This window comes from Agrobacterium sp. 16-172Ci, assembly GCF_053522725.1.
Genome location: NZ_JBNWBW010000003.1, coordinates 17,910 through 30,211, shown reverse-complemented (window position 1 = coordinate 30,211; position 12,302 = coordinate 17,910). Strand labels below are relative to the sequence as shown.

12 protein-coding genes are annotated in these 12,302 nt (G+C 59.7%); 11 read left to right on the top strand and 1 reads right to left on the bottom strand.

All coding sequences use genetic code 11. The annotated features are described in order from the left end of the window. Positions 1-156: 156 nt before the first annotated feature. The 11 genes from bamA (at position 157) to ACQZ40_RS04815 (ending at position 10,709) form a co-directional block, all read left to right on the top strand. Complete coding sequence (gene bamA / locus ACQZ40_RS04865; RefSeq protein ID WP_065653926.1) at positions 157-2,481, top strand: outer membrane protein assembly factor BamA; 2,325 nt, start codon at positions 157-159, stop codon at positions 2,479-2,481. Between the two features lie 49 nt (positions 2,482-2,530). Continuing rightward, on the top strand, positions 2,531-3,598 hold the full coding sequence (lpxD, locus tag ACQZ40_RS04860) for a UDP-3-O-(3-hydroxymyristoyl)glucosamine N-acyltransferase (protein WP_003521402.1): 1,068 nt from the start codon (positions 2,531-2,533) through the stop codon (positions 3,596-3,598). After that, positions 3,591-4,058 (top strand): 3-hydroxyacyl-ACP dehydratase FabZ, encoded by a 468-nt coding sequence (gene fabZ / locus ACQZ40_RS04855; RefSeq protein WP_065653924.1) that lies wholly within the window; start codon positions 3,591-3,593, stop codon positions 4,056-4,058. The genes lpxD and fabZ overlap by 8 nt, the downstream gene beginning before the upstream one ends. Beyond that, a complete protein-coding gene (gene lpxA / locus ACQZ40_RS04850; RefSeq protein ID WP_448747511.1) occupies positions 4,055-4,870 on the top strand; it encodes an acyl-ACP--UDP-N-acetylglucosamine O-acyltransferase in 816 nt (271 codons plus the stop codon). Before fabZ ends, lpxA begins: the two co-directional genes overlap by 4 nt. Before the next feature lie 3 nt (positions 4,871-4,873). Next, positions 4,874-5,740 (top strand): LpxI family protein, encoded by an 867-nt coding sequence (locus ACQZ40_RS04845; RefSeq protein ID WP_162934069.1) that lies wholly within the window; start codon positions 4,874-4,876, stop codon positions 5,738-5,740. Next, the gene (gene lpxB / locus ACQZ40_RS04840) at positions 5,737-6,921 is read left to right on the top strand and encodes a lipid-A-disaccharide synthase (protein ID WP_080856295.1); all 1,185 of its coding nucleotides are present in this window, start codon (positions 5,737-5,739) and stop codon (positions 6,919-6,921) included. The genes ACQZ40_RS04845 and lpxB overlap by 4 nt, the downstream gene beginning before the upstream one ends. 163 nt (positions 6,922-7,084) lie before the next feature. Next, positions 7,085-7,795 (top strand): GntR family transcriptional regulator, encoded by a 711-nt coding sequence (locus ACQZ40_RS04835; RefSeq protein ID WP_448747510.1) that lies wholly within the window; start codon positions 7,085-7,087, stop codon positions 7,793-7,795. Positions 7,796-7,801: 6 nt separating this feature from the next. Continuing rightward, positions 7,802-8,587 (top strand): transporter substrate-binding domain-containing protein, encoded by a 786-nt coding sequence (locus ACQZ40_RS04830; RefSeq protein WP_448747509.1) that lies wholly within the window; start codon positions 7,802-7,804, stop codon positions 8,585-8,587. Between the two features lie 82 nt (positions 8,588-8,669). Then, positions 8,670-9,341: an amino acid ABC transporter permease gene (locus tag ACQZ40_RS04825; protein ID WP_035261720.1), complete on the top strand. Its 672-nt coding sequence runs from the start codon at positions 8,670-8,672 to the stop codon at positions 9,339-9,341. Continuing rightward, the gene (locus tag ACQZ40_RS04820) at positions 9,338-9,997 is read left to right on the top strand and encodes an amino acid ABC transporter permease (RefSeq protein ID WP_078053972.1); all 660 of its coding nucleotides are present in this window, start codon (positions 9,338-9,340) and stop codon (positions 9,995-9,997) included. The genes ACQZ40_RS04825 and ACQZ40_RS04820 overlap by 4 nt, the downstream gene beginning before the upstream one ends. Beyond that, on the top strand, positions 9,975-10,709 hold the full coding sequence (locus ACQZ40_RS04815) for an amino acid ABC transporter ATP-binding protein (protein WP_035217484.1): 735 nt from the start codon (positions 9,975-9,977) through the stop codon (positions 10,707-10,709). The genes ACQZ40_RS04820 and ACQZ40_RS04815 overlap by 23 nt, the downstream gene beginning before the upstream one ends. 76 nt (positions 10,710-10,785) lie before the next feature. Here ACQZ40_RS04815 and gltA read toward each other — a convergent pair whose 3' ends face one another. Continuing rightward, a complete protein-coding gene (gene gltA / locus ACQZ40_RS04810; RefSeq protein ID WP_003502585.1) occupies positions 10,786-12,075 on the bottom strand; it encodes a citrate synthase in 1,290 nt (429 codons plus the stop codon). Positions 12,076-12,302 lie beyond the last annotated feature (227 nt).

Genomic DNA, 12,302 nt, shown 5'->3' with positions numbered 1-12,302 from the left:
TTTTATGCCGAAGTGGCGAATGAGCCACTCTGGAGCACGAAGTAAACAGAATTTAACGTTCGCGCTTGCTTGTAGGGGAAAAGCAGGTAAAACGACGCACATGGCCGGAGTCGGGTTCCGCCCGCTGAGGGACAACGTAAAAAGGTAAGAATTGAAATGAAGGCTGGTTCAAGATTTTTGAACGCTGTGTCGGCGGTTGCTCTGTCTGCCGGTGTTGCTTCGGTTGCGGGCCTTGGCGTGCTTGCCTCTGCTGGCGCTGCAAATGCGGCCGTCATCAGCAGGATCGATGTTCGCGGGGCCGACCGGTCCGGTGCGGACTCCGTGCGTTCCAACATCACCATTGCGCCGGGTAAGAACTTTTCCAATTCGGACATCGATGAATCGGTGAAGCGTCTTTACGCCACCGGTTACTTCTCGAATGTCTCCATGCGCGTTTCCGGCAGCACGCTGGTCGTGACCGTCAATGAGAACCAGCTCGTCAACCAGGTGGTCTTCAACGGTAACCGCAAGATCAAGGACGACAAGCTCGCTGGCGTTGTGCAGACCCAGTCCCTCGGCCCGTTCAATCAGGCCATCGTGACTGCGGATATTGCCCGCATCAAGGAAGCCTACGCCGCCATCGGCCGTAGCGATGTTGAAGTCACCACGCAGACCGTTTCCGTCGGTCAGGGCCGTGTGAACATTGCTTTCGTCATCAATGAAGGCGAGCGCACGAAGATCGGCCGCATCGATTTCATTGGCAACAATGCCTATAGCGATGGCCGTCTGGCCGCCGTTATCAATACCAAGAAGTCCAACATGCTGTCGTTCCTGACGCGTAAGGACGTCTATAACGAGGACAAGCTGCGCGCCGACGAAGAGGCGCTGCGCCAGTTCTATTACAACCGCGGTTATGCCGACTTCCGTGTCGTGTCCTCCGAGGCTGTGCTGGACGAGTCTAAGAACGAATACACCATCTCCATCACGGTCGATGAAGGTCAGCGTTACAACTTCGGCAACGTCGCGGTCGAATCGACCGTTCCGGGCGTCGATGGTTCGGAACTTCAGGGCCTCGTGGAAACCCACCAGGGCGGAAGCTACAGCGCCAAGGAAGTTCAGCAGAGCATGGAAGCGATTTCCAAGCGCGTGGCCGGCGAAGGTTATCCCTTTGCCCGCGTAACGCCGCGCGGCGACCGCGACATGGCTGGCAACACCATCGGTGTGACCTATATCGTCGATCAGGGCGAGCGCGCCTATGTCGAGCGTATCGAAATCCGCGGCAACACCCGTACGCGTGACTACGTCATTCGTCGCGAGTTCGATATTTCCGAAGGCGATGCATTCAACCAGACGGTCATCACGGCTGCAAAGCGCCGTCTCGAAGCGCTCGGCTATTTCTCGAAGGTCAATATTTCGACCGCCGGCGGCAGCGCGCCTGACCGCGTCGTTATCGTTGTTGACGTAGAAGATCAGTCGACGGGTTCGTTCGGTATCGGCGCCGGCTACTCGCAGAACGACGGTGTGCTGCTCGAAGCCTCCATCGAAGAGAAGAACTTCCTCGGCCGCGGCCAGTACATCCGTCTCGCCGCCGGTGCGGGTGAAGATGATGCGCGCAGCTATACGCTGTCCTTCACGGAACCCTATTTCCTCGGCTACCGTCTTGCCGCAGGTTTCGACCTGTTCAAGAGCCAGAGCCGCAGCGAAGACTATTATGACTACGACGAGCAGGGCTTCTCGCTGCGCGTGACCGCGCCGATCACCGAAGACCTCTCAACGACGTTCAAGTACACCTACAAGCAGCTCAATTATGACGGCGAAGGCGACTGGGAAACCGGCAGCAACCTTGCCGCTCCCTACAAGGACCTGATCCGTGGCGGTGACTGGACGCAGTCCATCATTTCGAACACGCTGAACTACAATACGCTCGACGACCGCAACATGCCGCGCGAAGGCTGGCAGGCTGCTCTGACGAACGAATTTGCAGGTCTCGGCGGCGATTCCGAATATTACAAGATTTACGCCAAGGCTCGCTTCTTCTACACGCTCTCCGATGAGTACGATGTCATCGGCTCGCTGACCGGTCAGGCCGGTCACGTGGTGCCGACAGGCGACAATCTGCTGGTATTCGATCAGTTCAAGTTCGGTGGCCGTCAGGTTCGCGGCTTCAAGAACGACGGTATCGGTCCGCGCATCGGTTCCGACTCCATCGGCGGCACCACCTATTTCGCCGCTTCTGCTGAAGTCACTGCTCCGATGCCTGGCGTTCCGGAAGATTTCGGCCTTCGCCTCGCTGGCTTCGTGGATGCCGGCACGCTCTATGGCAACAAGGTTGCCAACAGCGCCGGTGTGAAGGACGACAACTCCATCCGCGCATCCGCCGGTATCGGCGTGATGTGGGCGTCGCCCTTCGGTCCGATCCGCGTCGACTACGCCGTGCCTTTCGCCAAGGAAGACTACGACGAGGAACAGCGTTTCCGGTTTGGCATGTCCAACACTTTCTGATATCGGCAGTCCAGAACTGCAACTTTGAACGTTCTGGAGTTTCCGGCTGATGGAATACAACGCCTTTTTTCCGCCCCACGAGGGACTGCGATTGAAAGATATCGCAGACCGTTTTGGGGCGGAACTGTCTGATGACGCGGCGGGAGAGCGGATCATTCGGTCCGTTGCGCCGGTCTACCGGGCAAAACCCGATCAGCTCTGCTATATCCTTTCGCGCAAGAACCGCGATGAGCTGCAGACCTGCGACGCTGGCGCCGTCATTTGTGACGCCGCACTTGTAGACATGCTTCCGTCTCATACCCCTGCGCTGATATCGAAAAACCCGCATACGCTTTTTGCGCAGGTTGGTGCCTTGCTGCATCCTTCCGCCATGCGGCCTGGTCCGATTGCGCGTATGGAAGCTGAAATTTCCCATGCTGCGCATGTCGATCCATCCGCGAAGCTGGAGGCGGGCGTCATCGTCGAGTCTCTTGCCGTGATTGGCGCCGGCGCCCATATCGGCGCGGGCACGCGCATCGGCCCTGGCGTCATCATAGGCCAGGATGTGCAGATCGGGCGCGATTGCACCATTGCCGGCGGCGCAAGCGTTCTTGCAGCCCTCATCGGTAATAATGTGATTATCCATAACGGTGCGCGCATCGGTCAGGACGGTTTCGGTTATGCGCCCGGTCCGCGCGGCATGTTGAAGATCGTGCAGATCGGCCGGGTCATCATTCAGGACAATGTCGAGATTGGCGCCAACACCACGATCGATCGCGGCACCATGGATGACACGGTCATCGGCGAAGGCACCAAGATCGACAATCAGGTTCAGATCGGCCACAACGTCCGCATCGGCCGCCATTGCGGCATCGTCAGCAAGGTCGGCATTGCGGGCAGCACCCGCATCGGCGACGGTGTGATGATTGGCGGCGCGGCCGGCATCAATGGCCATATCAACATTGGCGACGGCGTACAGATCGCGGCGATGAGCGGCGTTGTGGCGGACGTTCCGGCAGGCGCCCGTTATGGCGGCACGCCCGCGCGTCCGATGAAATATTTCCTGCGCGACATGGCCGAAATTCTGGCGCGCGCTGAAGGGCGTGATAAAAAAACAGGAGAGAAAAACAATGACTGAAGAAACGAAGACGGCGCTCGGCGCGGCTGACATTCTGGAAGTCATGAAGCTTCTGCCGCATCGTTACCCATTCCTGCTGATCGACAAGATCATCGAGATCGACGGTAACAACTCGGCGATTGGCATCAAGAACGTCACCGTCAACGAACCGCATTTCACCGGCCATTTCCCGGACCGGCCGATCATGCCGGGCGTTCTGATCGTCGAAGCCATGGCCCAGACGGCAGGTGCGATCTGCGCTCGCAGTCAGGGTGAGGGCGGTCACCTGGTTTACTTCATGACAATCGACAATGCGCGGTTCCGCAAACCCGTAGTCCCCGGTGATCGTCTGGAAATCCATGTCGTCAAGCAGCGCCAGCGCGGTAATGTCTTCAAATTCCATTGCGAAGCGAAGGTGGACGGCGCGCTGGTGGCGGAGGCCGATGTCGGCGCCATGATGATCCCCGAGGATCAGCAATGAGCACGATTGCCGCCTCGGCCAGAATTCACCCGAGCGCCGTGATCGAAGACGGCGCGGTGATCGGTGAAAACGTCATCATCGGTGCGCTGAGCTATGTCGGCGCGAAAGTCACGCTGCATGACGATGTTCAGCTGCACAATCACGCCGTTGTTTCCGGCCTGACCGTGATCGGCCGTGGCTCGGTTGTCCATCCCATGGCGGTCATCGGCGGCACGCCGCAGGCAATTCGCCATGACGGTTCGGAAACGACCCTCGAGATCGGTGAGCGCTGCATCATGCGTGAAGGCGTGACGATGAACGCCGGCAGTTCCGATGGCAGCAGCAAGACCATTATCGGTGACGATAATCTCTTCCTCGCCAATTCGCATGTGGCGCATGATTGCCGCCTCGGCAGCCACATCGTGCTTTCCAACAATGTGATGCTGGCCGGCCATGTCACCATTGAGGACCGCGCTATTCTCGGCGGTGGCTGCGCCGTGCACCAGTTCACGCGCATCGGCCGCCAGGCCTTTATCGGCGGACTTTCGGCGGTCAATTACGATGTCATTCCCTATGGCATGCTGAATGGCAATCCCGGCATCCTCGGCGGCCTGAACGTCGTCGGCATGACCCGTGCCGGCATCGAGCGTGCCGATATCCACAAGGTCAGACGCGTCTACAAGGCGATTTTCGAAGCCGAAGGCACGATCCGCGGCAATGCGGCGGCCATCGACCGTAACGACTATCTGGATTGCCCGCAGGCGCTTGAAGTCATCGATTTCATCGGTGCGGATAGCGACCGCGCGATCTCTTCGCCCAACCGGGGCAAGTGAGCCGTGACAGGCGGCGGGCGTCTCGCCATTGTGGCCGGCAGCGGCCAGCTGCCGCTTTATGTGGCGGCCGCTGCCCGTGAGATGGGCGAAAACCCTTTTATCGTGCGCCTGCGTGATGATTCCCGTTTCGACTGGAGCGGTTTCGACAATGCCGTCATCAGTGTCGGCGATGTCGCCGGGCTTGGCCGTCTGCTGCGCGAAAACCGGGTAGACCGCGTCGTGCTGTCCGGTGGTGTGGCGCGGCGGCCGGAATGGCGCGAGATCCGCCCCACACTCGGCATCCTGCTCAAACTGCCGTCCATTGTCAGGACGCTGCTGTCCAGCGGCGACGACGCCGTTCTGCAGATGGTCATCAAGATCATCGGCACGCTCGGCGCAAAAGTCATCGGCGCTCACGAGATCGCCCCCGGCCTGCTGGCCGCTATAGGCCCTTTCGGTGCGCAAAAACCTGCCGAGGATGATCTGCGCGATATACGCAAGGCGGCTGAGGCCGCGCTTGCACTTGGCAAGCTCGATGTGGGGCAGGGCGCCGTCGCCGTCGGCGGCCGCATTGTCGCGCTGGAAGGCGTCGAGGGCACGGATGCCATGCTGGCGCGCGTCGCGGCATTGCGCGCCGAAGGACGGATATCCCCGCGCCGCAGGGGTGTGCTCGTAAAGCTGTGCAAGCCGCAGCAGGATGTGCGCGCCGACCTGCCGACAATCGGTGTGGAAACGGTAGAGAATGCGCGAAAAGCCGGGCTGGCTGGTATTGCCGTCGAAGCCGGGCGGGCGCTGGTGCTTGATCGCGAGGCGATGTTGAAAGCGGCCGATGAGGCGGGCATATTCGTCTGCGGCATCGATACATCACTTGGCGGAGACATGATCGGATGACGGCGGCACTAAAAGTGGCGGTCATAGCCGGGGAAGTATCCGGCGATCTTTTAGGCGCGGATCTGATCCGCTCGCTCAAGGCCCAATATACGGGGCCTGTCGAGCTGGTCGGTGTCGGCGGCGAAGCGCTGGAAGCGCAGGGACTGGTTTCCCTGTTCGACTATTCCGAACTCTCCATCATGGGCTTCACGCAGGTTCTGAAAAAACTGCCGAAGCTCATTGCGCGGATCAACCAGACCGCTCAGGCAATCGCCGCCGCAAAGCCCGATATTCTCCTGATCATCGACAGCCCGGATTTCACCCATCGCGTTGCGAAAAAAGTCCGGCAGCAATTGCCGCATCTGCCGGTCGTCAATTACGTCTGCCCCAGCGTCTGGGCGTGGAAGGAATATCGCGCCACGGCGATGCTCTCCTATGTCGATCACGTGCTGGCGCTGCTGCCCTTCGAGCCGGAAGCCATGCGCCGTCTCGGTGGTCCGCCGACAACTTTTGTCGGTCATCGCCTCAGCGTCGACCCCGATGTGCTCTCCGTGCGTCAAAAGCGGGCGGAACGTTCTCTGCCGGCGAATGGCGAACCGAAGACCATTCTCCTCCTGCCAGGGTCGCGTTCCACGGAGACGACGCGGTTGATGGAGCCGTTTCAGGCGGCAGCGAGAGCTTTTGTGGAGCGCAACGGTCCGACGCGGTTCCTGTTGCCCACCGTGCCGCGTCAGGAAAAACGCATCCGCGAACTGGCAGCGTCATGGCCGGAGGATATCAGGCCCGAAATCGGTATCGATTCCGCTTTTAAATGGAATGCCTTTGCTGAAGCCGATGCGGCGATTGCCGCTTCCGGCACGGTCATTCTGGAACTCGCGCTCGCGGGCGTGCCGACGATCTCGGTCTACAAGACGGACTGGATTTTCACCATGCTGAGCAAGCGGGTGAAGACCTGGACAGGCGCGCTGCCGAACCTGATTGCCGATTACGCCGTCGTGCCGGAATATTTCAACGAGGTGGTAAGGGCAGGTTCGATGCTGCGCTGGGCAGAGCGTCTGTCTTCCGACACCACCGAGCGGCAGGCGATGCTCGAAGGTTATGCACTCGTGCAGCAGCGTTTGCACACGGATGTGCCTCCGGGCGAAACCGGTGCGCGCATTCTTCTGGATGTCCTGAAGAGCAAAGCTCGTCCCTCACAATAATCATATAGGCACACTCTCCCACGGGCTGCCGTCCTGCTGCCGATGCAGGCAGGCGAGGGCGCGATTTTACTGCATTTGATCGTTAGGGCGGCAAACGGCTGACCGTCAGACGGCTCCCGGCCCATAAATTTCCGACTGGCACACCTCTTGCTTTCAATCTTGTATGCAAGATAGCCATACATCAGAAAGCGCCCAGAGCGCGGTAGAAGACGCCATCATCTCCGGCATTCTTTCCGCGCGCATTCGTCCGGGAACCCGCCTCAGCGAGAACCAGCTCGCCAGCCTTTTCAGCGTGTCTCGCACGCGCATCCGCGAAGCGATGATGCGGCTGGAGACGCGCGGCATCGTCACCGTCAGCCCGCGCCGCGGCTGGTTCGTGGTGGAGCCTTCCGCCGAAGAATCCATCAAGGTCTATGAGGCGCGGCGCATCATCGAATATGGGCTTTTGCGCAATCTTTCCGGCGTCAGCGCGCAAGGCATCGCCATCCTCGCCGATCATCTCGATGAGGAGAAGGCGGCGATTGCCAAAGGCGACCGCCAGCGCCTGACCTGCCTGATGGGCGATTTTCACATCCGCATCGCCGAAATCGCTGGAAACGACATCATCGTCGAAACGTTGCGCGACCTGACGGCGAGAACCATCCTCATCTCCATGCTCTATCAGTCCGATTTCCATGCGCAGCAGTCGCATGACGGACATTGCCGCATCTTCGAAGCGATCAAGGCTGCCGATTTCCATGGCGCCGCCGAACTCGCCATCCGCCATCTCGACGAGGTCGAAACCGGTCTCGATCTCACCCGCAGGCCGGACCCGCTCTACGAGCTTCGCAATTCCCTTTCACTTCAGCCTCTTTCCTCAAGCCCCAAGGAGTAATTCTCAATGATTTCCAGACGTTCACTGCTTGCCATTGCCGCGATTTCCGCAACGCTCGGTTTTTCGCCCGCAGCCTTTGCCGATGCGCTCGGTGATATCACCTCCCGCGGCACGATACGCGTTGCCGTCCCGCAGGATTTCCCGCCCTTCGGCAGCGTCGGCACGGATATGGCCCCGCAGGGCTACGATATCGACGTCGCCAATCTGATCGGCGAGAAGCTGGGCGTGAAGGTCGAACTCGTACCGGTCACCAGCGCTAACCGCGTTCCCTATCTGCAGACCAACAAGGTCGACCTCGTGATTTCGAGCCTCGGCAGGAACCCGGACCGTGAAAAGGTCATCGACTTCTCCACCGCCTATGCACCCTTCTTCAACGGCGTGTTCGCGCCGGATTCGGTTGCCGTCACCAAGGCTGAAGATTTGTCCGGCAAGACCATTGGCGTCACCCGTGGTGCCGTCGAGGATCTGGAGCTGACGAAGGTGGCGCCTGCCGATACGACCATCAAGCGTTATGAGGACAATAACGGCACGATCTCCGCCTTCCTCGCCGGCCAGGTAGAAGCCGTCGCCACGGGCAATGTCGTGGCCGCCGCCATTCTCGCCAAGAACCCGCCAAAGCGCCCCGAACTGAAGTTCCTGATCAAGAATTCGCCCTGCTATATCGGCCTGAACAAGGAACAGCCGGCGCTGCTTGAAAAGGTCAACGCCATCATCGCCACCGCAAAGACCGATGGTTCCTTGAACACGATCGCGCAGAAATGGCTGAAAACCGACCTGCCCAAGGATCTCTGAGCAACCCGGAAAAACGCATGCGCCGGCCTCGCCTTGAGGCAGGACCGGCGCATGGTTTGTCCTCGCCGAAAGGAAGCATCGGGTGAAATACACATTCGATTTTGGATGGCTTCTCGACTATTATCCGCAGATCGCCAAAGGCATCGCCGTTACGCTGGAATTGATTGCCATCGGCGGCGTTCTCGGCATCGCCCTCGGCATCGTCTGCGCCTGGGTGCGCGCGCTGGGCCCCAAATGGCTGCGGCCGCCGGTCGCGACCTATGTGGAGCTCATTCGCAACACGCCATTCCTCATACAATTGTTTTTTATCTTTTTCGGCCTGCCATCGCTTGGCCTGCAATTGTCGGAACTGACCGCCGCCAACATCGCCATGGTGGTCAATCTCGGGGCCTATAGCTGCGAGATCATCCGGGCCGGTATTCAGGCGACGCCAAAGGGGCAGTTCGAGGCGGGGGCAAGCCTTGCCATGACCCGCTTTGAAACCTTCCGGCATGTGGTTCTGGTGCCCTCGCTGCAACGCATCTGGCCGGCGCTTTCGTCGCAGGTGGTGATTGTCATGCTCGGCTCTTCGGTCGTATCGCAGATCGCCGCCGAGGATTTGACCTTCGCGGCCAATTTCATCCAGTCGCGCACCTTCCGCGCCTTCGAAGCCTATATGGTCTCCACCGTCATTTATCTCGTGCTCGCCATCCTTCTCCGGCAGGTGCTGGTGATGGGCGGCAACCTCATCTTTCCGCGCAGGAGTGTCCGATGATCGAATTCTCCACTTGGGATATTCTCAGAAACCTGCTGCTCGCCACGCGCTGGACCGTCCTTCTCTCGCTCGTCTCTTTTGCCGGCGGTGGTCTGGTGGCGCTGCTTCTGCTCTTCATGCGCATTTCCCGGAAAAAATCGATGCGGGCTTTCGCACGCTATTATGTCGAGCTTTTTCAGGGCACGCCGCTTTTGATGCAGCTCTTCATCGCCTTTTTCGGCCTCGGCCTGTTCGGCATCGATGTGCCGGCCTGGCTGGCGGCGGGCCTGACGCTGATCCTGTGGGCGGCGGCCTTCCTCACGGAAATCTGGCGCGGCTGCGTTGAATCCGTAGCCAAGGGCCAGTGGGAGGCATCGGCAAGCCTTGCCATGGGACGCCTGCAGCAAATGCGTTACGTCATCCTGCCGCAGGCCCTGCGGGTCGCCATTCCGCCAACCGTCGGTTTCTTCGTGCAGGTCATCAAGGGAACGGCCGTGACCTCGATCATCGGTTTCGTGGAACTGTCCAAGGCCGGCACGGTCGTCACCAACGCCACCTTCCAGCCCTTCACCGTTTATGGACTCGTCGCCCTCATCTATTTCGCGCTGTGCTGGCCTCTGTCGAAGAGCAGCCAGATCCTCGAAAGGAAGCTCAATGTCGCTCATCGAAATCACTGAAGTCCGCAAAAGCTATGGCAGCAACGAGGTTCTGAAGGGCATCAACCTCGATGTAGAGCCGGGTGAGGTCATAGCCATCATCGGCAAGAGCGGATCGGGAAAATCGACCCTGCTTCGCTGCATCAATGGGCTGGAGACAATTTCGGCCGGTTCCATATCGGTCGCCGGCGCGCAGCTTCTCGAAGACGATCTGCATCTGAAAGCCCTGCGGCTGAAGGTCGGCATGATCTTCCAGCAGTTTAACCTCTTCCCGCACCAGACCGTCGGCGGCAACGTCATGCTGTCGCAGACCGTGGTGAAGAAGACGCCGAAGCCGGAAGCGGAAGCCGTTGCCCGCAAGATGCTGGAACGGGTCGGGCTGGCGCATAAATTCGATGCCTATCCCGATGAATTGTCCGGCGGCCAGCAGCAGCGCGTCGCCATCGCCCGCGCTCTCGCCATGCAGCCCATCGCGCTGCTGTGCGATGAAATTACCTCGGCGCTCGATCCCGAACTGGTTGCGGAAGTGCTTGCGGTGGTGCGCGAACTTGCCGCTGAAGGCATGACGCTCTTGATGGTGACGCATGAAATGAAATTTGCGCGCGACGTCTGCTCCCGCGTCGTCTTCATGCATGAGGGCAGGGTGCATGAAATAGGCCCGCCGGAGGAGGTTTTTTCCAATCCCGCAACACCCGAACTCAAGCAGTTCCTGGGCGTCGCGGCACGCCACTGAGAACCATTTCGATGCCCAACAAAAAAGGCCGGTGGGTGAAAACCTGCCGGCCTTTGATCTTATAGGGTTTCGCGGCTTAGCGCTTGGAAACCGGAACGTAGTCGCGCTTGCCGGCGCCCGTATAGAGCTGGCGCGGACGGCCGATGCGCTGCTGCGGATCTTCGATCATTTCGTTCCACTGTGCGATCCAGCCGACGGTGCGGGCAAGAGCGAAGAGAACGGTGAACATGGTCGTGGGGAAGCCGAGCGCCTTCAGCGTGATGCCCGAATAGAAGTCGACATTCGGGTAGAGCTTCTTTTCGACGAAGTAGGGGTCGGAAAGGGCGATCTTTTCCAGCTCCAGCGCGACCTGCATGATCGGATCGTCGGAGTTGCCGGTGGCTTCCAGCACTTCGTACATCGTCTTCTGCATGATCTTGGCGCGCGGGTCGTAGTTCTTGTAGACGCGGTGGCCAAAGCCCATCAGGCGGAACGGGTCGTTCTTGTCCTTGGCGCGGGCGATATATTCCGGAATTCGGTCAACCGTGCCGATTTCGTTGAGCATGTTGAGCGCCGCTTCGTTGGCGCCGCCGTGAGCCGGGCCCCAGAGGCAGGCGATGCCGGCCGCGATACAGGCGAACGGGTTCGCACCCGAAGAACCGGCAAGACGCACCGTGGAGGTGGAGGCGTTCTGCTCGTGATCGGCATGCAGGATGAAGATGCGGTCCATGGCGCGGGCCAGAACCGGATCGACCTTGTAATCCTCGCAGGGCACGGCAAAGCACATGTGCAGGAAGTTGGAGGCGTAATCGAGGTCGTTCTTCGGGTAAACGAAGGGCTGGCCGATATGGTACTTGTAGGCCATGGCGGCGATTGTCGGCATCTTGGCGATCATGCGCAGCGAAGCGACCATGCGCTGGTGCGGATCGGTGATGTCGGTCGAGTCATGGTAGAAGGCCGAGAGAGCGCCGACCGTGCCGCACATGACGGCCATCGGATGCGCATCGCGACGGTAGCCGGTGAAGAAGCGGCTCATCTGCTCATGCACCATGGTGTGGCGCGTCACGCGGGTGTCGAAGTCCTTCTTCTGAGCCGCGGTCGGCAGTTCGCCGTAAAGCAGCAGATAGCAGGTTTCCAGGAAGTCGCCCTGTTCGGCAAGCTGCTCGATGGGGAAACCACGATGCAGGAGAACGCCCTCGTCACCGTCAATATAGGTGATCTTGGATTCGCAGGAGGCCGTCGACGTGAAACCCGGGTCGTAAGTGAAAGAGCCCGTGTGCTTGTACAGCGTGGCGATATCGACGACGCTTGGTCCGATCGTGCCTTCCCTGACCGGGAGTTCGACCTGCTTTTCGCCAAGTGTCACTGTAGCGCTTTTTTCCGTCATACTGATCCTCCGAAAACATGCGGGTGGGGGCGTTGAGACACGCCCCGCGGTTAAGCGTCTACCGATTAGCTATATGATCCTTGCGCAGATGCCAAGCTATCCAAAGGTCAAATTGTGCATTGCGGCAAACGCAATTGCCTTGCTTCCGTCTTTCCCGGCGATGGCAATTCAATCTCAGTCAACGCAGGGTTAAAGGAAAGGATTGCAATCCCTCGCATCCCCCTGCA

Excerpts from the sequence above, each read along its gene's own strand:
- bamA (WP_065653926.1), top strand. The coding sequence starts at position 157 with ATGAAGGCTGGTTCAAGATTTTTGAACGCTGTGTCGGCGGTTGCTCTG.
- lpxD (WP_003521402.1), top strand. The coding sequence starts at position 2,531 with ATGGAATACAACGCCTTTTTTCCGCCCCACGAGGGACTGCGATTGAAA.
- fabZ (WP_065653924.1), top strand. The coding sequence starts at position 3,591 with ATGACTGAAGAAACGAAGACGGCGCTCGGCGCGGCTGACATTCTGGAA.
- lpxA (WP_448747511.1), top strand. The coding sequence starts at position 4,055 with ATGAGCACGATTGCCGCCTCGGCCAGAATTCACCCGAGCGCCGTGATC.
- lpxB (WP_080856295.1), top strand. The coding sequence starts at position 5,737 with ATGACGGCGGCACTAAAAGTGGCGGTCATAGCCGGGGAAGTATCCGGC.
- ACQZ40_RS04835 (WP_448747510.1), top strand. The coding sequence starts at position 7,085 with ATGCAAGATAGCCATACATCAGAAAGCGCCCAGAGCGCGGTAGAAGAC.
- ACQZ40_RS04830 (WP_448747509.1), top strand. The coding sequence starts at position 7,802 with ATGATTTCCAGACGTTCACTGCTTGCCATTGCCGCGATTTCCGCAACG.
- ACQZ40_RS04820 (WP_078053972.1), top strand. The coding sequence starts at position 9,338 with ATGATCGAATTCTCCACTTGGGATATTCTCAGAAACCTGCTGCTCGCC.
- ACQZ40_RS04815 (WP_035217484.1), top strand. The coding sequence starts at position 9,975 with ATGTCGCTCATCGAAATCACTGAAGTCCGCAAAAGCTATGGCAGCAAC.
- gltA (WP_003502585.1), bottom strand. The coding sequence starts at position 12,075 with ATGACGGAAAAAAGCGCTACAGTGACACTTGGCGAAAAGCAGGTCGAA.